Origin of the sequence: Pseudomonas sp. BC42 (assembly GCF_021560055.1) — a bacterium.
Classification (GTDB): domain Bacteria; phylum Pseudomonadota; class Gammaproteobacteria; order Pseudomonadales; family Pseudomonadaceae; genus Aquipseudomonas.
The window spans coordinates 4,397,658-4,416,058 of sequence record NZ_CP091067.1 but is presented as its reverse complement, the minus strand read 5'-3'; the positions used below and the strand labels follow the sequence as shown (position 1 = coordinate 4,416,058).

At 64.6% G+C, this 18,401-nt stretch carries 20 protein-coding genes; 12 read left to right on the top strand and 8 right to left on the bottom strand.

The window, feature by feature from the left end:
- The first annotated feature begins 212 nt into the window (after nt 1-212).
- From L1O02_RS19745 to L1O02_RS19720, 6 genes are all read left to right on the top strand, one after another.
- Complete coding sequence (locus tag L1O02_RS19745) at nt 213-776, top strand: histidine phosphatase family protein (RefSeq protein ID WP_235758557.1); 564 nt, start codon at nt 213-215, stop codon at nt 774-776.
- Between the two features lie 81 nt (nt 777-857).
- Complete coding sequence (cobF, locus tag L1O02_RS19740; RefSeq protein ID WP_108542748.1) at nt 858-1,619, top strand: precorrin-6A synthase (deacetylating); 762 nt, start codon at nt 858-860, stop codon at nt 1,617-1,619.
- A 369-nt stretch (nt 1,620-1,988) separates the two neighbouring features.
- A complete protein-coding gene (locus L1O02_RS19735; RefSeq protein WP_235758556.1) occupies nt 1,989-2,768 on the top strand; it encodes an ABC transporter substrate-binding protein in 780 nt (259 codons plus the stop codon).
- Nucleotides 2,769-2,884: 116 nt separating this feature from the next.
- On the top strand, nt 2,885-3,997 hold the full coding sequence (locus L1O02_RS19730; RefSeq protein WP_235758555.1) for a succinylglutamate desuccinylase/aspartoacylase family protein: 1,113 nt from the start codon (nt 2,885-2,887) through the stop codon (nt 3,995-3,997).
- 117 nt (nt 3,998-4,114) lie between these two features.
- Entirely contained in the window at nt 4,115-4,504 is a 390-nt protein-coding gene (locus L1O02_RS19725) for a hypothetical protein (RefSeq protein WP_235758554.1), read from the top strand.
- A 71-nt stretch (nt 4,505-4,575) separates the two neighbouring features.
- A complete protein-coding gene (locus L1O02_RS19720) occupies nt 4,576-5,292 on the top strand; it encodes a dienelactone hydrolase family protein (protein WP_235758553.1) in 717 nt (238 codons plus the stop codon).
- A 13-nt stretch (nt 5,293-5,305) separates the two neighbouring features.
- On the opposite strand, the gene L1O02_RS19715 is transcribed toward L1O02_RS19720, so the two are convergent.
- The 5 genes from L1O02_RS19715 to L1O02_RS19695 all read right to left on the bottom strand — a co-directional run bounded on the left by L1O02_RS19715 (nt 5,306) and on the right by L1O02_RS19695 (nt 10,554).
- Nucleotides 5,306-5,884: a hypothetical protein gene (locus tag L1O02_RS19715; RefSeq protein ID WP_235758552.1), complete on the bottom strand. Its 579-nt coding sequence runs from the start codon at nt 5,882-5,884 to the stop codon at nt 5,306-5,308.
- A gap of 167 nt (nt 5,885-6,051) precedes the next feature.
- Entirely contained in the window at nt 6,052-7,854 is a 1,803-nt protein-coding gene (locus L1O02_RS19710; RefSeq protein ID WP_235758551.1) for a cobalamin-dependent protein, read from the bottom strand.
- A gap of 28 nt (nt 7,855-7,882) precedes the next feature.
- On the bottom strand, nt 7,883-8,797 hold the full coding sequence (locus L1O02_RS19705) for a DMT family transporter (protein ID WP_235758550.1): 915 nt from the start codon (nt 8,795-8,797) through the stop codon (nt 7,883-7,885).
- Nucleotides 8,798-8,897: 100 nt separating this feature from the next.
- Complete coding sequence (locus tag L1O02_RS19700) at nt 8,898-9,674, bottom strand: AraC family transcriptional regulator (protein ID WP_108542760.1); 777 nt, start codon at nt 9,672-9,674, stop codon at nt 8,898-8,900.
- A gap of 97 nt (nt 9,675-9,771) precedes the next feature.
- Nucleotides 9,772-10,554: a hypothetical protein gene (locus L1O02_RS19695; RefSeq protein WP_060838577.1), complete on the bottom strand. Its 783-nt coding sequence runs from the start codon at nt 10,552-10,554 to the stop codon at nt 9,772-9,774.
- 423 nt (nt 10,555-10,977) lie between these two features.
- Between L1O02_RS19695 and folE the strand changes: the two genes are divergently transcribed.
- The 3 genes from folE to L1O02_RS19680 are packed head-to-tail and all read left to right on the top strand — an operon-like array spanning nt 10,978 to nt 12,618.
- Entirely contained in the window at nt 10,978-11,538 is a 561-nt protein-coding gene (gene folE / locus L1O02_RS19690) for a GTP cyclohydrolase I FolE (RefSeq protein WP_060838578.1), read from the top strand.
- Nucleotides 11,539-12,066: a chalcone isomerase family protein gene (locus tag L1O02_RS19685; protein WP_235758549.1), complete on the top strand. Its 528-nt coding sequence runs from the start codon at nt 11,539-11,541 to the stop codon at nt 12,064-12,066.
- Nucleotides 12,067-12,090: 24 nt separating this feature from the next.
- Nucleotides 12,091-12,618: a DUF3833 domain-containing protein gene (locus L1O02_RS19680; protein WP_060838580.1), complete on the top strand. Its 528-nt coding sequence runs from the start codon at nt 12,091-12,093 to the stop codon at nt 12,616-12,618.
- Nucleotides 12,619-12,636: 18 nt separating this feature from the next.
- Here L1O02_RS19680 and L1O02_RS19675 read toward each other — a convergent pair whose 3' ends face one another.
- Complete coding sequence (locus tag L1O02_RS19675) at nt 12,637-13,098, bottom strand: thiol-disulfide oxidoreductase DCC family protein (RefSeq protein WP_235758548.1); 462 nt, start codon at nt 13,096-13,098, stop codon at nt 12,637-12,639.
- A gap of 158 nt (nt 13,099-13,256) precedes the next feature.
- On the opposite strand from L1O02_RS19675, the gene L1O02_RS19670 reads away from it, so the two are divergent.
- Entirely contained in the window at nt 13,257-14,576 is a 1,320-nt protein-coding gene (locus L1O02_RS19670; protein WP_060838581.1) for an Nramp family divalent metal transporter, read from the top strand.
- Between the two features lie 515 nt (nt 14,577-15,091).
- On the opposite strand, the gene L1O02_RS19665 is transcribed toward L1O02_RS19670, so the two are convergent.
- Entirely contained in the window at nt 15,092-16,024 is a 933-nt protein-coding gene (locus L1O02_RS19665) for a LysR family transcriptional regulator (protein WP_235758547.1), read from the bottom strand.
- Between the two features lie 152 nt (nt 16,025-16,176).
- On the opposite strand from L1O02_RS19665, the gene L1O02_RS19660 reads away from it, so the two are divergent.
- Both L1O02_RS19660 and L1O02_RS19655 read left to right on the top strand, forming a co-directional pair.
- Entirely contained in the window at nt 16,177-16,641 is a 465-nt protein-coding gene (locus L1O02_RS19660; protein ID WP_108542768.1) for a DMT family transporter, read from the top strand.
- Between the two features lie 2 nt (nt 16,642-16,643).
- The gene (locus L1O02_RS19655) at nt 16,644-17,093 is read left to right on the top strand and encodes a DMT family transporter (protein WP_060838584.1); all 450 of its coding nucleotides are present in this window, start codon (nt 16,644-16,646) and stop codon (nt 17,091-17,093) included.
- Between the two features lie 86 nt (nt 17,094-17,179).
- Here the strand turns inward: L1O02_RS19655 and glcF are convergent, their stop codons facing one another.
- Nucleotides 17,180-18,400, bottom strand: coding sequence for a glycolate oxidase subunit GlcF (gene glcF, locus L1O02_RS19650; RefSeq protein ID WP_129406794.1), 1,221 nt, complete (start codon nt 18,398-18,400; stop codon nt 17,180-17,182).
- Nucleotide 18,401: the final 1 nt, after the last annotated feature.

Here is an 18,401-nt window from a genome sequence, read left to right as displayed (position 1 = left end):
GGTTGTCTAGGTGCCTGGTTGGATCGAAACGTGGAGGAGGGCTGGAGGATAAGATTGCGGTGCCTGGGTGGCCTATCAGCTGATTCTTTTTTTGGGGGGAGTTTATTCTTGATTTTTATGAGAGCTTTCCAGTGTTCGCCGTTGGTTTTTTCCCCGGTCATCGTGCTACAACCCCGTTTCAGCCCCGCTTGTCCTGTGTCGAGATTGCCCCATTGCCGGCCACCCGCCTGACCCTGATCTGCCATGCCCGTACCGCCGCCCAGAAGCAGGCGCGCCTGCCCCTGGACGAAGCCCTGGACATCGACTGGCAGGCCCAGGCCCTGAGTCGGGCGACGGCCTTCAAGCCCGGGCTGCGGGTGCTCTGCGGACCGGAGCAGCGCACCCGGCAGACCGCTGCGTTGTTCAGCGCCGCGCCGCAGGTGCAGGAGGCCCTGCGCGACTGTGGTTTCGGCGCCTGGCAGGGGCTGCGCCTTGCCGAATTGCAAGCGCGAGAGCCCCAGGCCTTGCAGGCCTGGCTCGAAGACCCGCAGTGCGCGCCGCCGGGGGGAGAATCGCGGGTCCAATTGTGCCGGCGCGTGGCGCAGTGGCTGGAGCAGATGGCCCAGCAACCCGGGCACTGGCTGGCAGTGACCCATCCCATGGTGATCCGCGCGGCCATGCTCCAGGTGCTGCAGGCGCCCCTGAGCAGTTTCAACCTGCTGGACATCGAGCCTTTGGGCCGCCTCGACCTGAGCCACGCCGGGCGCTGGCGCCTGCGCCTGGATGGCCGTGACTGAGCGCCGGGCCCGGCGGCGCATTTCTCGGTCGCGCCGCACCGCCCATACTGTCCCCAGGCTCAACAGCGAGAACCCGACCCCATGAAAACCCTTCTGGTCATCGGCATCGGTGCCGGCAACCCCGATTTCATCACCATCCAGGCGATCAAGGCGCTGAACCGCTGCGACCTGGTGTTTCTGATGGACAAGGGCCCGAGCAAGGATTCACTGCTCGATCTGCGCCGCGAGCTGTGCCAACGCTACCTCACCGAGCGCCCTTATCGCTTCGTCGAAGCACAGACGCCGGAGCGTCAGCGTGGCGACGTGGACTACCCGGCCAGCGTGCAGGCGCTGAACCGTGACAAGCAGCGGATCTTCGAACGCCTGATCAACGAGGAACTGGAACCGGGGCAGACCGGGGCCTTCCTGGTCTGGGGCGATCCCGGGCTGTATGACAGCACCTTGCGCATCCTGGAGCAGATCCTGGCCAGTGGCGCGGCGCAGTTCGACTATCAGGTGATCCCCGGCATCACCAGCGTCCAGGCCCTGGCCGCCCAGCACAAGGTGCCGCTCAACCGCATCGGCCGCTCGCTGGAAATCACCACCGGCCGCCGTCTGGCGGCGGGGCAGGCCGGAACGGCCGACAGCCGGGTGGTGATGTTGGATGCCGAGGATGCCTATTGCCAACTGCGCAATCAGGATCTGGACATCTACTGGGGCGCCTACCTGGGCACCGCGGACGAGATCCTCATTTCCGGTCGGCTCGACGAGGTCGCCGACCAGATCCAGCGGGTCCGGCGCCAGGCGCGGGAGACCCATGGCTGGATCATGGACACCTACCTGCTGCGTAAACCGGAGCCCTAGCCGCCGGCCTGGCAGCGCATCCTGGGCCGCCAAGCCGCCAAGCCGCCAAGCCGCCAAGCCGGCGACCGCTACAGCGAGCGGTGCCCAGCGTTGCCGGCGAAGGGCCGTGGCGTGCGCTCATCGCGTCTGCTTCGACGGCGGGATGTGGCGGTGAACATGCACCGTTGTGCGGCGAATGTCGGGTTGTTCAACGAAAATGCACGGTGTCGGGGCGCTGGCAGAGGCACGCGGACGCAGGCGCAGGGTTTTTGTAAGTATTTGTCGCATAAACACAATTTGCCGCTTCAGAGCCGCTCTAGACTGCTGGCCACTTCGATTTGCCCATAATCGAAACCAGCCAATAAAAGTCTCCGTCTCCTGGAGTTATAAATGAACAAGTTTGCGCTGTTTGGTGCCCTGGCACTGTCGCTGTTTTCCTTCACCGCTTCGGCCGACGAGGCCAAGCCGATCCGTATCGGCATCGAAGCCGGCTACCCGCCGTTCTCGATGAAGACCCCCGACGGCAAGCTCACCGGTTTCGACGTGGACCTGGGCGACGCCCTGTGCGAGCAGATGAAAGTCAAATGCACCTGGGTCGAGCAGGAGTTCGATGGCCTGATCCCGGCGCTGAAGGTGAAGAAGATCGACGCCATCCTGTCGTCCATGACCATCACCGACGACCGCAAGAAGAACGTCGATTTCACCATCAAGTACTACCACACCCCGGCGCGCTTCGTGATGAAGGCCGGCACCGCCATCAAGGACCCGCTGACCGAGCTCAAGGGCAAGAAAGTCGGCGTGCTGCGTGCCAGTACCCACGACCGCTTCGCCACCGAAGTGCTGGTGCCGGCGGGCATCGACCTGGTGCGCTACGGCTCCCAGCAGGAAGCCAACCTGGACATGGTCTCCGGTCGTGTCGATGCGCTGCTGGCCGACTCGGTCAACCTCGATGACGGCTTCCTGAAAACCGACGCCGGCAAGGGCTTCGCCTTCGTCGGTCCCGAGTACAACGATCCGAAGTACTTCGGTGGCGGTGCCGGCATTGCCGTGCGCAAGGGCGACAAGGAGCTGGCGGAGAAATTCAACAGCGCCATCACCGAGATCCGCGCCAACGGCAAGTACAAGCAAGTGCAAGACAAGTACTTCGATTTCGACGTCTACGGCGAGTAAGCCGTCGGCTCGATACATGAGGTAAAAAAAGGTGGCGGCCGCAACTCGGTCGCCACCTTTTTTCTGCGCGGCTGTTTTATTCTGCACCGCGCTTTTTCTTGAACCCTGGAGCCAGCATGCAACGCATCGACCATTCCCTGCCCTGGGGCCACCTGGGCACCCAGCGCCAGCTCAGCGTGTTCCGCTTTGGCAGCGGCACGCGCAAGGTGTACATCCAGGCCAGCCTGCACGCCGATGAATTGCCGGGCATGCGCACCGCCTGGGAGCTCAAGCAGCGTCTGGCCGAGCTGGAACGCCAGGGCCGCCTTGAGGGGGTGATCGAGCTGGTGCCGGTGGCCAACCCCATCGGCCTGGATCAGCAGGTGCAGGGCAGCCACCTGGGGCGTTTCGAACTGGGCAGCGGCAAGAACTTCAACCGCGCCTTCGTCGAACTCAGCGGCCCGGTGGGCGACCTGATCGGCAAGCAGCTGGGCAGCGATGCCACCGCCAATATCGCCTTGATCCGCGGCGCCATGCTCCAGGTACTGGACGAACTGCCGCCGCCGGCCTCGCAACTGGAGGCCTTGCACCGATTGCTGCTGCGCCATGCCTGTGACGCCGATATCACCCTGGATCTGCACTGCGATTTCGAAGCGGCGATCCACCTCTACGCCTTGCCCCAGCACTGGCCGCAGTGGCAGTCCCTGGCGGCGCGGCTCAAGGCCGGGGTGGCGCTGCTCTGTGAAGACTCCGGCGGCAGCTCCTTCGACGAGTCCTGTTCCGCGCCCTGGCTGCGCCTGGCTCGGGATTTTCCCCGGGCGGCCATTCCCCCGGCCAACCTGGCCACCACCCTGGAGCTGGGCAGCATGGGCGACACCCGGGTCGAGCAGGCCCGGGCCAACGCCGAGGCCATCCTCGGCTTTCTCGCCGAACAGGGCCTGATCAGCGGTGACTGGCCCGCCGCACCGCAACAGTGCTGCGAAGGCATGCCCTTCGAAGGCACCGAATACCTGTTTGCCCCGCACCATGGCGTGGTCAGCTTCCTGCGCGAGGCCGGCGAGTGGGTGGAGCGCGGCGATGCCCTGTTCGAAGTGGTCGACCCGCTGCACGACACCGTCAGCACCGTGCGGGCCGGCACCAGCGGGGTGCTCTTTGCCCTGGACCGCGGACGCTACACCCAGCCGGGCATCTGGTTGGCCAAGGTGGCCGGTCGCGAGGCGATTCGCGCCGGCAAACTGATCAACGACTGAACCGCCAGGGGCGAGGCCGACGAGGCGCGGGCACTGGCTGGCCAGGGAAAGCGGCGGTGCGTTGGTCCTCGACGCGCCAGCGCGCCCTTCGCCGGCTAGCCGGTTCCTGCACTAGAGGTGTCCGTGTCGCGAGTGTCCCTGTCTATCCGCCTGCTGTTCACCCTGTGCCTGCTTGCGGCCACCTTCAATCACCTGCGCGCCGCAATGGACCACGGGTTGCTCTGGGACTATGGCTATGGCGTCGACACGCCCTTGGCCAGCCGGGCGTTCTGGGGTTCCCTGAGCTTTTTCGACCCGCTGGCGGCGTTGCTGCTGTGGCTGCGCCCGCGCTGGGGGTTGTTGCTGACCCTGGCGATCATCGTGCTGGATGTCGTGCACAACAGTTTTTATGTGGCGGCCCACGGCCAGTGGCTGGAAACCTTCTACCTGTCCCAGGTGGGGTTCGGGCTGGCGGTGCTGGTGCTGCTGCCTTTGGGCTGGCGGGGGCTGGCGCCGCCCGACAGATGAACCTGCGGGCCCGGCGATGCTAGGCTCCGGCACTGATTTTCTGACCATCCCTCAAGCACAAGGAGCCGCACATGATCCGCAACCTGGCGCTATTGCTCGCCTTGGCCGCGCCCCTGGCCCACGCCGAACCGACGCTGCGCGACGATCTGCCGTTGCGCTACCTGGAGCAGGCCCCCGCGGACACCCGCAACCAGCCGCTGGTGATCTTCCTGCATGGCTACGGCAGCAACGAGGCCGACCTGTTCGGCCTGCATGAGCGCCTGCCGGTGACCTACACCTACCTTTCGGCCAGGGCGCCGCAGACCCTGGAGCAGGGCAGTTACCAGTGGTTCCAGCGCAAGGGCCAGGGCGCCTATGACGGCGTGACCGAGGAACTGGCCGGCAGCGCCGAGCTGATTGGCCAGTTTGTCCGCGGCGCGGTGGCCAAGTATCACACCCAGCCGGACAAGGTGGTGCTGGTGGGGTTCAGCCAGGGCGCGGTCATGGCCTATGAAGTGGGGCTGCGTCATCCGCAGTCGGTGCGCGGCATTGCCGCCCTGAGCGGGAAGATCCTGCCGCTGCTGGCCGCCCAGGTGAAAGACAGCCCCGACCTGCAGCGCCTGGGCATCTTCATCGGCCACGGCACCGACGATCGGCGCCTGCCCTACAGCGACGGGGAGCAGGCCAATCGCCTGCTCCGTGGAGCCTCGCTGCAACCGCAGTTCCATGCCTACCCGGGATTGGGGCACAGCATCAGCGAAGCCGAGATCGAAGACCTCAAGGCTTGGCTGCAGGGGCTCAACCCCTGAGCCGAAGCGGGTTTTACTGACCGAGGATCTGCTTCATCAGCGCCGCATGGCCGGCCTTGTCGGCGGCCCGGGAAATCACCTGCACCACCGCCATGCGCGAGCCGGAACCGGCGATCAGGGTCGAGTTCAGGGTCTGGCCGCCGCCCTGGGTCGCGGTGCTGTCGATCTGCCGCACCCCCAGGCCCTTGAGGGTCATGCTCTTTTCACTCTGCTTGCTGAAGTCCGGCAGGGCGGCGGCCTGTTGCGAGAGAAAACTGCTGACCGCGGCATCGAGAAAGGCGCTGTCGTTGTCCTTGACCTGAGTGCCGTTGGGAATGCTGTTCTGCGCGGCGATCACCACGGTGCGGGTGGTGGCATTGGAATACAGAGTGCCGCTGGCGCCCGCGGTGCCGTCGGCCTCGCTGCCGGCCGGCAGGGCCGAGGCGCTGAAGCCCTTGGGCAGGGTGAAGGCGAGCTTGCCGCCAAGCATCGAGACCTTTTCCCCTGGCGCCTGCTTGGCCGTGGACTTGCCGGCCGCGAGCGCGTTCAGCGCACCAAAGCCCGCCACCGCGGCGAACACCAGGACCAGGGCTTTTCTAGCGAAGGATGACATGCACAATCTCCGGGCATGGGATCAGGGGGGCGCATCATCCCATGGTCGTCACAGAAGGCTCCAGAAGGATTTTTCGTGGTGGACCAATGACCGCCAGCTGTTTCGGTTCTTGAGGTTCATAAGACACCGAAGAGTGGCAATCGGGCCTCGACTTCTCGCTGGGCTGGTTACGTATCGACCGGCCATGTGCCGCGCCGAACCATCTCTTTGACTCGATCTGCACCGTTGGCGCGGACTAAAAGCTCCAGCCTGGCCTTTTCGATGTCCTCCGCGCTCCAGAGCTCGGTTGCCATCGTGGCTTTTTCGCGGGACCAGCCATTGTCGTAGTGACGTACCACATATTGCTGCTGGTATTCCCACATGGCGGTGCCAGGAATGGGGGTCACGATAAACGGGTTTGCATAGGCCATGCCTGCGCCCATTAGGCTTACCGCGTAGTCGGTGGTTCTTTCGATCAATTCCAGGCTTTCGATAAAGGGCTTGGCGCCCGCAGTGGCGGGCGGATTGACAAAACCCAGCATGAAACCGCCAGTGACTTGAATGCCGTGCTCAGTGAATATCTCGATGAGTTCAAAGGTAGCTTGCTGAATGGCGTTGAAGCGCGACTTGTTGGAGTTGATCAGGCTTTCCTCGTTGGCACTTTCCACCGCAAGGTAAATGTTGTAGCAGCCGTTTTCGGCAATCGAGCGGATGAACTGCCGGGCTGTCAGTCCGCCCTTGATCGCGGCGATGACGTTGCGGTACTGCGGATTTTTCAGTTCCTGATCATCCAGCTCAGCGAGGAAACGCTCGCCTTTGTGCAGCAGCACCAGATTGAACAGGCTCAGGCCACCTTCTTCGACCCAGGGCAAGTTGTGCTTTTTCAGCAGGCGCCCCACTTCCATGGCGTACAGCGGATCGTGCATCAGATGGTCGTCCTCGATCAGTACCTCGGTCACGCCCTGATTGACCAGATCCGCCAGGTGCAGGTCGAACCAATCCAGTCCCAAGGCACGCCATGGGCCGTTGATCTTGGGGATGTAGCAGAAGTTGCAGTTCACGTTGCAGCCGATGGTGGAGAAGATCTGCGCCCAGGCGCCGTGTTTGTGCACCCGAGCGCCAGAGGAGTGATAGGGCTGCAGATAGTGGTTCATGTTCAGGAAACTGAAGTCGGGCAAGGGCATGACCCCGAGACGTTCCTCCAGACCCTGGCGGCTAGGCACAATGCTCAAGTAGTTGGATTTGCGCGAAGGGCGAACCAGTTGTCCCTGCTGGCCACGATAGGCAACCCCCGGAACTGCATGAATGTCGGCGCCGCCATGGCTCAAGGCGTCGAGCAACAGGGTAAAGGCACGGTCGGCCTCATTGATCAGGACAAAATCAAATGCCGAGTCCAGCAGCGCGTTCTGCCAATCGCCGCTGGAGTGCGCGCCTCCAGTCACCAATACCAGGTTGGGATCGATGGACTTGACCAGATCCGCCAGCGCCCGAGCGTTACCCCATTGCACGGTGTAGTTGCACTGGATACCGACGATATCGGGCTGCGCAGTCTCGATGATGGTGCGCATCTGCTCATCGCTCAGGCCGTAGCGCAGCAAGTGTCCCTGATCGACTTGCACCAGGGGAGACTCCTGTTCCCAGCCAGCGAAGGGGGCGTCGATGATCTGTACGTCGTACCCCGCGCGCCTGGCCACTGTGGCGATACGCAGCAGGCCGATGGGAGTACCTGCACGCTTCATCACCTCAAAGGTATCGATGCCGATTTGGGTGAATGCGCTGTCTTTCGGTGCCGGTTCGACCAAGCGCGTGTAGGGCGGAACGAATAACAGCACTCTTGGGGCTTCGCCATGGGAGCGGCGGCGTGTGGCGCTATGGCTGGTCGTTCGGGAGGGGAGCCCCAGATGCTGCAGGGTCGCTCTGGTGGGGGCTACCGAAAAAAACGGGCCGGTACGATCGAGCCTCTCAGCCCCTTGGGAGGCAATCAGATGCATTTTTTGAGTTCCTTGTTGGTACAGAGAATCAGGCGCCGGAGGTGCGTCGACGTGAGGTCGCGATCACCGCTCCAGCGATGATGAGTAGCGCCGGTATGAGCAGGATCGGGTTGGCGTGGGTCTGGCCGACCAGGATCAGCAACAGGGTGGAAAACAGTGGGGCGAGATAGGAAAGAGCGCCGAGACTCGCCAGGTTGCCGTGTTTGGTCGCGTGGTCCCATGCAAAGAACGCCAGGCCAACCGGGCCCAGCCCGAGGCCGATGATCGCCGCCCATTGCCCGTAGTCAGGCTGAACCGTGGTTTCGAACGCCAGGTGACAAAGCGTTCCGGCCACGGCCACCAGGCCGCAGATTGCCCCGATGATGCTGCTGGGAACGTTGCTGAAGCGTCGATTGATCACCGAGTAACCCGACCAGACCAAGGCACAGAGCAAGGCAGCCGCATAGCCAGCGATCGGCATGCTGGCCACGCCGGACTGTGAGCGTTGCTGCATGATGAACGCCGTACCGGCGAGCCCCAGGAGTGCTCCCAGCAGTTGTCGCGGGCGCAGTCGCTGGCCGCCACTGACACCGGCCAGCAAGACGATCAGCAGGGGCCAGAGGTAGGCAATCAGGCTGGCCTCGGCCGGGGGGGCGGCCTTGAGGGCGAAGAAATACAGCGCGTGATAGCCGAAGATTCCCAGAAAGCCTGTGGCCCACACCTTCCATGGCTGACGCCACCCTTGAAAGCCCTCAGCACCGCGCAGCCCGAGAATGAACAGGCTGGCCAGAAAGGCTACGGCAAAGCTCAAAGCCAGCAACTCAAAAGGCGGGATGCCTGACGTCAGGGTGGTGAGCAAGGCCAGGCAGGACCACAGAAACACGGCAATCACCCCAATGGCGGTTGCCGAGGCGGTGGATCTTGAGGCCGAGAGCGTTTTGGTAGGCGTCGTTGCTTGTGTCATGGGTCCCGCCCGATGAGCGTTTCGAAGCGGGGATGATAGGAAGGACGATCGGTCGGGTATTGGCGTGTGCTGCCTAATACTTGTTCCAGGCTGCACGTTTTCAGCCGGTTCTGGTGCACCTTCGGGCTGATGCGGGGGTCAGGTTGCGGTTCTTTTTCAGTGCGTGATTCAAGGCGCTCTGATCGGCATAACCCACGCGATGGGCAATCTCCGTGATCGACAGTCGTGTGTCGCGTAGCAGGTCCATGGCCAGGTCCAGGCGCAGGCGGGTGATATGGGCAAAAGGCGTGGTTTTCAGGTGCTGCTCGAAGAGTATGTACAAGCGTCGTTCGCTGGTGCCTGAAATTCGGGCTATTTCAGAGGCGGTCAGATGAGTGTCCAGGTTGTTTTCGATATGGGTCAGGGCCCGTGCCAGGGTGAATTGTCCGTGGTCAGGGGTGTGGCTGTGGGGCTGGACCAGGGCCGACATCAGCAAGGTACTCCAGGATTGAGCCACCTCAGGTGAGTTGGTCAGCAATGGAACGCTGCGGGTTGCGTAGTCAAGCAGGTGGCGAATCTCCGGTCTTACCGGAAAGAAGCTTTTTTCGTTGAGTCGCTTGATGGTTTCAGCTTCGAACTTTTGGGTACGGGGCGATGAAAGCGGTACATCAAGAACCAGGAAAGTGTTGGCGGTGCTGGCGGAAAAGGTATGAGGGCAACCTGCCGGGATGATCACGCCCTGGCTCCAGTCGACTTTGCCGCCACGGCCATCGACCTCTATCTCCATGGCGCCAGATTGCGGCAGCACGATCTGGTGATAATCGTGGTCATGCAGCTCAACCTGGCCGGAGTAGGATCGCAAGGCCAATGAAGCCTTTGGGGTTTCTATGTTGCTCATCACGCTCTTCCATAAGACAGACAACGCATGATGCATGAGTGCTCGAGTTCGGCGCCAGTCTCTGAATACCGAGGCCTTATGCCGGTTTATTTGCGCTTCAATGATGTTGCCTGGCAACGCTACCGATCGTGTTTCGCGCCAACAGGCGCTTGCTCAAACCCAGCACCAGCATCGACACCGCCACTGCCAATCCAAAGGCGAGCATTCCCACCGCGGGCAGGGCCAGGGCCAGTACCAGGCAGAACGCCGCAAAGGAATACAGGCCGGTGGTCAAGGAGCGTAACAGCACGGTGGTGAAGGCCACGCCGTGGCTCTGGTGGGAGAACACCGCCAGCACGCTGCCGAGCACCGGAAACACCGCGAGCATGCCGCTCCAGCGTTCGCCAACGGTGCTGGCCAGCAGGGTGACTGCCAGGGTCAGCAAGGCCCCGGCAAGCATCCGGTAAGGCAGTTTGTCGGAGCGCTGCGCGGGGGCGGCGGGCACAGCGCTCACCCGGGGAAACAGGCGCGGCGCCAGGAGCAGGGCGCTGGCGGCGCAGGCCACGGACAAGCCCAGTGAGGCCGGCACCTGGGTAATGGCTGCGGCCAGCACGGCCCAGACCAGCGTGGCCACGGCCAGGGCCCCGGGCCAGGAAAGACGCTGTGCGGCATGGGTGTAGGCGACGCTGAAGGCGATCATCGCCAGCAACGCCGAGAGGGCGGCCCCCGCCGCGTGGGTGGCGAATGCCGTGCCTTGCTCCAGCGCCAGAAACAGCAGGATCGGTCCCACCACCACCGGAAACCCCGCCAGCCAGCCGGCGACGTTCGGTCCCCAGCGCCTGCTCGCCAGGGAGATCAACCAGAGGAATCCGGGAACCGTCAGCAGTTTTAACAGCAGCATGCGTGCACTCAGTGGATGAACGGTGCGCCACGCTAGCATCCAGCGCGGCATTTGGCGCGTATCTGCTGGCAGGGAGGCGGCCGGGAGTGAAGTGCGGCGTCGATTTTTCTTGTACAGCGAAAAGCTTTTGAATCGATTAAATGCGGTTTTGTACAAGTATTAAGGCGTTTATGGCGTTTTTTATCGATAAAAATTGTACAAAAATTAATTTGTCGTATAGGTTTTTAAGGGTGAAATGTGCCGATGCCTGCTCAGTCCTTTCAGGAGCAGTCGCTCGCTCTTCACGCTTTTGGGGCTCCGAGGTCAGGCCCGGGTGGAACCGGGGCTGGGTCAGTTGTGTGGTCGGCCACCTCGGGGCTCTTTTTTTTCCTTGGCACGTGCAAGGAATTGCCCGCCTCGCCAGCTTTTCGGAACCCATGCGCCATGCACGATCCTCTTTCTCAGCACTTTCACGGCATTCTCCAGGGCTTGGGTGAAGACCCCTCGCGCGAGGGCCTGCGGGACACCCCGCAGCGGGCGGCAAAGGCCTTGCGCTATCTGTGTCACGGTTACGACACCCGCCTTGACGAGTTGGTCAACGGCGCGCTGTTCAGCTCCAGCAGCGACGAGATGGTGATTGTCCAGGACATCGAGCTGTATTCCCTGTGCGAACACCACCTGCTGCCCTTCATCGGTCAGGCCCATGTGGCTTACATCCCCACCGGCAAGGTGCTGGGGCTGTCCAAGGTGGCGCGGATCGTCGACATGTACGCGCGGCGCCTGCAGATCCAGGAGAACCTCACCCGGCAGATCGCCGAGGCGATCCAGGAAGTGACCCGGGCCGCCGGGGTGGCGGTGGTCATCCAGGCGCGGCACATGTGCATGATGATGCGCGGGGTGGAGAAGCAGAACTCCATGATGAACACCTCGGTGATGCTCGGGGCCTTTCGCGACTGCAGCAGCACCCGCCAGGAGTTTCTCCAATTGCTGCCCAGGCGTTCCTGAATGAACCGCGCCGAACGTGTTCCGTTGAGGCGCTGGTTGTGGCTGCTGGTGCTGCTCAGCGCCACGGCCAGCGCCGACTGGCAGGCGTCGCTGCCCGAGGCCCGGCTGCTGGGCAGTGGCGAATTCAGCTGGTTCGGCTTCAAGGTCTACCACGCGCGGCTCTGGGGCAGGGTGTTGCCGCTGACGGACGACAGCCCCTTCGCCCTGGAGCTGACCTACCGGCGCACGATCCGCCGCGACGAGCTGGTGCAGACCAGCCTCGACGAGATCCAACGCTTGTCCGGCAGCGCGGTCAGCCCGGCGCAACTCAAGGATTGGCAGGCGCAGATGCAGCGTGCCTTCGTCGATGTCGAACCGGGCCAGCGCATCACCGGGGTGTTTCTGCCGGGACGCGGGGTGGAGTTCTTTGTCGACCAGTACTTGCAGTACAGGGTGGAGGACGAGGCCTTCGCCCGCGCGTTCTTCGCCATCTGGCTCGACCCGCGCACGCGCAATCCGCAGCTGCGCGCACAACTGCTGGGCCAATAGCCGGCGCAGCACAGGAGATGTGCCATGTTCAAGAAATACCTGCTGTTGCTGTGCCTGGGCCTGGTCGCCTGCAGCGACACCGACGTCAAGCAGTACCGCGAGCAGAAACCCGAGCTGGAACTGCGCCAGTTCTTCACTGGCCGGGTCGAGGCCTGGGGCCTGTTTCAGAAGCGCTCCGGCGAGGTGATCAAACGCTTCCATGTGCAGATCGACAGCCGCAGCGAGGGCGAGAAATTCATCATGCACGAGGACTTCACCTACAGCGACGGCACCCGCCAGACCCGGGTCTGGACCCTGGTCCCGGCGGGGCCCGGGCTGTGGCGCGGCACCGCCGACGATGTGGTCGGCGAGGCCCTGGGCGAGGTGTCCGGCAATGCCCTGCGCTGGCGCTACGTGCTCAACCTGCCGGTGGACGGCAAGACCTACCAGGTGCACTTCGACGACTGGATGTACCTGTTGGACGAAAACACCCTGGCCAATCGCTCCTACATGACCAAGTTCGGCTTCGAGCTGGGGCAGGTCAGCCTGTTCTTCCGCCGCCAGCCCAACTGACGGCGCTCGACCCGTGCCTCAGGACGGGTCGTCGAGAAAGCGTCCGCGATGCTCGGGGCTCGGCAGCAGGCACACCTCATTCCGGCCGAACCAGCGGTAGCGATTGCCGGCGATCCGGTCGTAGGCCCAGTCCCGCAGCGGCCGCGGGATCCAGCGCAGCAGGCGCAGCCAGCGCCAGGGTGTGGGCAGTTGTGCCATCAGGCGGATAAAGGCCTCGGAACGTTGGGACAGGCCTCGGTCTTCGATCAGCAGGACCGTGTCGAACTGATCCGTGGGCTGGCCGAACCACTTCAGCAAGGCCTGGCCCTGGGGCGATTGCATCGACGCCAGCTTGATCCGCCGCTGGCGGTCGTGGCGGATCACGAACTGCACCGAGGCATTGCACAGCTTGCACACCCCGTCGAACAGCAGGACCCGGTCGCCGGGGTGCAGGAAGGGGGGCAGGGTGTCGGGGCGGGGATCGGTCGCAGGGCTGTTCACGGGGGCCACCTTGGGCGTGCTATCGAAGCCTGCGGCAGGGGCCGCCAGGCGCTGCAAAGGCAGCAGCATACGCCCCTTCAAGGTCAATATTCAGGCTTGGGTGCCCGGGCTGAAACCTCTAAGCTGGGCTCTTGCTCCAATCCGTCGTGGAAATCCCCGTGAAATTCAGCCTGCCGAAAATCGCCACAGCGCCCTTTTGTCCGCCGGAAGTGGCGGGTTCCGTATCCGTCGATCCCCGTGCCTCGTTGTTCAAGCGCCTGCTGCGCTTTGCCGGCCCCGGGCTGCTGATCTCCATCGGCTACATGGACCCCGGCAACTGGGCCACGGCCATCGAGGCCGGCTCGCGCTATGGCTACAACCTGCTGTTCGTGGTGCTGCTGGCGAGCCTGGCCGGCATGGCGGTGCAATGCCTGTGCTCGCGCCTGGGCATTGCCACGGGGCGCGATCTGGCGCAGCTGTGCCGGGAGCGCTACAGCCGCCGTTCGGCCCGGGCCCAATGGCTGGCGGCCGAGGTGTCGATCATCGCCACCGACCTTGCCGAAGTGCTGGGCTGCGCCCTGGCGTTCCACCTGTTGCTGGGGGTGTCGCTGAGCACCGGGATCGTCATCACCGCCTTTGACACCTTGCTGGTGCTGGCCTTGCAGAACCGCGGTTTTCGCCGGCTGGAGGCGATCATGCTGGCGCTGGTGGCGACCATCGGCGTGTGTTTCTTCATTGAACTGCTGCTGATCAAACCCTATTGGCCGGACGTGGCCCGGGGCTTCACCCCGTCGCTCTCGGCCATCAGCGACGCCGCACCGCTGTACCTGGCGATTGGCATCCTCGGCGCCACGGTGATGCCCCACAACCTCTACCTGCACACCTCGGTGGTGCAGACCCGCTTGATCGGCCAGGACCGGGCCAGCCGCGCCGACGCCATCAAGCTGGCGCGCATCGACACCATCGGCTCCCTGGCCCTGGCGCTGCTGGTGAACGCGGCGATCCTGATCCTCGCCGCCGCGGCCTTCCACAACACCGGCCACAGCGACGTGGTGGAGATCCAGGATGCCTACCATCTGCTCGATCCGCTGGTGGGCGGGGCCCTGGCCAGCGTGCTGTTCGGCGTGGCGCTGCTGGCCTCGGGGCAGAGCTCGACCTTCACCGGGACCATTGCCGGGCAGGTGATCATGGAGGGTTACCTGAACCTGCGGATTCCCTGCTGGCAACGGCGCCTGATCACCCGCGGGCTGGCGCTGATCCCGGCGTTCATCGGTGTCTGGCTGCTGGGCGACGGCGCAGTGGGCCAGTTGCTGGTGCTGAGCCAGGTGGTGCTCAGCCTGCAGTTGCCGTTCGCCCTGTACCCGCTGATCCGCATGACCAACGACCGGCGCCTGATGGGCGAATTCGTCAACCGCTGGCCGACCCGGATCCTCGCCTGGAGCCTGTTTGCCATCATCAGCGCCGCCAACGCCTGGCTGATTGCCCAACTCTTCCTGTAGGAGCCGGCTTGCCGGCGAAGGGGTCGCTGAGTCTTGTGCCGGTCTTGCCGACGCTTTCGCTGGCAAGCCAGCTCCTACGGGGGAATGCGATGGTTTTGTAGGAGCCGGCTTGCCGGCGAAGAGGCCGCTGAGTCTTGTGCAGGTCTTGCCGACGCCTTCGCTGGCAAGCCAGCTCCTACGGGGGAATGCGATGGTCTTGTAGGAGCCGGCTTGCCGGCGAAGGGGCCGCTGAGTCTTGTGCCGGTCTTGCCGACGCTTTCGCTGGCAAGCCAGCTCCTACGGGGGAATGCGATGGTCTTGTAGGAGCCGGCTTGTCGGCGAAGAGGCCGCTGAGTCGGGTGCCGGTCTTGCCGACGCTTTCGCTGGCAAGTCAGCTCCTACGGGGGAATGCGATGGTCTTGTAGGAGCCGGCTTGCCGGCGAAGGGGCCGCTGAGTCGGGTGCCGGTCTTGCCGACGCCTTCGCTGGCAAGCCAGCTCCTACGGTTACGGGGCGGGTGCGCGGGTGGCGGTGGCGCTAGCGATCCCAATAGGGCTCCGGGCCGAATTTCTCGACGAAGAAGTCGATCACGGTGCGCACTTTCACTGACAGCCGTCGGCTACCGGGCCACAGGGCGGCGATCTGTTGCGGTTCGAGGCTGGTGGCCACTTCGAAGCCTTCGAACAGCGCCACCAGACGGCCCTGGTGCAGGGCCTCGCCAATCAGCCAGGAAGGAAACATCACCAGCCCCAGGCCCTGTTCGGCGGCCTGGGTCAGGGTGTCGGCGTGGTTGCCGGTCAGCGGGCCCTTGACGCTGTAGGGCGCCCAGTCGCCCCGGCCCTGGCGGAAGAACCAGCGTTGCTGGCCGGTTTCGCCCTTGTAGGCCAGGCACTGGTGCTGCTGCAACTGCTGCGGGTGGTGCGGTGTGCCATGCCGGGCCAGGTAGGCCGGGCTGGCCGCCACCCGGTAGCGCTGCGGGGCCAGCAGGCGGGCCTGCATCGAGGAGTCTTCCAGGGTGCCGATGCGAAACAGCAGGTCGGTGCCGTCCTGCAAGGGATCGATGTAGTTGTCGGTCTGCTGGATCTCCAGTTGCAGCTTGGGGTAGCGGCCCAGCAGCTCGCCAAGCCAGGGCGACAGGTGACGCTGGCCGAACACCACCGGGGCGTTGATCCGCACCAGCCCGGCCGGTTCGTCCTGCTGTTCCTGCAGCGCCTGTTCGGCTTCTTCCCACTGCGCCAGCACCCGCCGCGCATGATGGCCCAGCAGGCGCCCGGCCTCGGTGGGGCTGACGGCGCGGGTGTGGCGATAGAGCAACTGCTGGCCCAGGGCCTGTTCCATCAGCAGGATCTGCCGCGAGATGGACGAGGGCGCCAGCCCCTCGCGGCGTGCCACGGACGAGAAACTGCCCTGGTCGAGCACCGCGATGAACAGGCGCAGGGCCTTGAAACCGAGATCGTTGAAGCCTTGCATGGGGGCGTCCTGCTGTGCGTTTTGCGCAAAAGAGTTGTCGGCATGCTGGCATTTATCGCAAAGCTCGTGCAATCGATAATGCCGGCCATTCCTTGATGTCGAGCAGGTGTCGCATGTCCTCTGAAGCTCTAGATACACCGCTGCCGAAGCCGATGGCGGGCGCCGCGCCCGCTGCCGGCTGGCAGCGCCTGATACTGTTGCCGCTGGTGATCCTGGCCGGCATGGGCCTGTCGGTGGAGGCCGGCTTGCTCGGCCCGCTGGGCGCCCAGGTCGGGCATCTGTGGGCCACCCTGAGCATCTTCGGCGTGGGCGCGGCGCTGTTGTTGCTGCTGCTGTTGTTCAGCGGCCCGCAGCCGGGGCCGGCCTTCAGCCAGTTGCCGCGCTGGCAGCTGCTCGGCGGGGTGCTGGGGCCGATCTACGTGGTGGTGCTGACCCTGGCCACGCCCCATATCGGCATTGCCATGACCATGATCGCGATCCTCTCCGGGCAAGTGGGCAAGAGCGTGCTGATCGACCATTACGGCTGGTTCGGCAGTGCCCGCAAGCCGGTCAATGGCGAACGCTGGCTGGCCCTGGTGCTGATTGTCGTGGCCCTGATCCTGATCGCCCGAGGTTGAACATGAACCTGATTCTTTTGCTGGTCCTGGTGGTGGCTGCGGGTGCGGTGCTCAGTGTGCAGGCGGCGATCAATGGCCGCCTGGGAGAAAGCGTCGGGGTGCTGCGCAGCAGCCTGCTGACCTTTGCCGTGGGCGCCTTGATCACCGGTCTGTTGATCGTGTTTTTCCAGCCGCCCCAGGCCATGACCTTGCTTCAGGCGCCGAAATGGCAACTGACCGGCGCGCTGTTCGGCGTGGTCTACATGCTGGTGATGGTCGGCGCGGTGCCGCGGGTGGGCACCGCGGTGGCCACGGTGGCGGTGATTCTCGGGCAGTTGGGCATGGGCATGCTGATCGACAACTTCGGCTGGTTCGGCAACCCGGCCATCGAGCTGTCCTCCAGCCGCCTGCTGGCAATGCTGTGCCTGGCCCTGGCGCTGCTGTTCATGTACCGCAGCAATGCGCGGCCATAAGCCGCAAGCCGCAAGCCGCAAGCCGCAAGCTTGAAGCTTGAAGCTTGAAGCTTGAAGCTTGAAGCTTGAAGCTTGCAGCTTGCAGCTTATGAGCGAAGCGAATCCTCCAGCACCTCGATCCAGTGGCGGACCGGGGTGCGGCCGGCGCCATCGAGGTGGGTCTGGCAGCCGATATTAGCTGTGACGATAAGCTCCGGCCCGCCGCTTTCCAGGGCCCGCAGCTTGTCGTCCCGCAGTTGCCGCGCCAGCGCCGGCTGGGTCAGTGAATAGGTGCCCGCCGAGCCGCAGCACAGGTGGCTGTCGGGCACCGCGGTGAGGTTGAAGCCCAGGCGCTGCAGCAGGCTTTCCACGGCGCCGCCGAGCTTCTGCGCGTGCTGCAGGGTACAGGGGCAATGGAAGGCCAGACGCTGTTCGCTGTGGGCGCCGAGCTGTTCCACGGGTTCGTTGTGCAGCACCTCCACCAGGTCCCGGGCCAGGGCGCTGACCTGCCGGGCCTTGTCGCGGTAGGCCGGGTCGTGGGCCAGCAACTGCTGGTACTCCTTGATGAAGGCGCCGCAGCCGCTGGCGGTCTGGATGATCGCCTCGGCGCCCTGTTGCAGGTGCGGCCACCAGGCGTCGATGTTGCGTCGGGCGCGCTGCAGGCCGGCTGCCTGGGCGTCCAGGTGATAGTCCACGGCGCCGCAGCAGCCGGCCTCGGCGACCGGCTGCACGCTGATGCCCAGGCGATCCAGGACCCGCGCCGCCGCGGCATTGGTGTTGGGCGACAGCCCCGGCTGCACGCAGCCTTCGAGCAACAGCACGCGCCGCGAATGGCGCGGGGCGGGGCGCGGCTTGGCTGTGGGCAACTGGCGCGGCAGCTTGTCCTGCAGCGCCTGGGGCAGCAGCGGACGCAGGCGGCTGCCGCCCTGGATCAGGGCCTTGAACAGCCGCGGGTTGGCGCTAAGGGCTCGCAGCCCGCGGCGCAGCAGCTGCTGGCCGACGGGCCGGGGCAGGGCGGCATCGACCACGGCGCGGCCGATGTCCAGCAGGTTGTGGTAGTCGACCCCGGACGGGCAGGTGCTCTCGCAGTTGCGGCACGACAGGCAGCGGTCCAGGTGCTGCTGGGCCTGGGCGGTGGCCGGGGCGCCTTCGAGCACCTGCTTGATCAGGTAGATGCGCCCGCGGGGGCCGTCCAGCTCGTCGCCCAGCAACTGGTAGGTGGGGCAGGTGGCGTTGCAGAAGCCGCAATGCACGCAGCTGCGCAGGATGCGCTCGGCTTCGGCGGCCCGGGGCAGTTGCCGGGCCTCGGGGCTGAGGGTGGTCTGCATG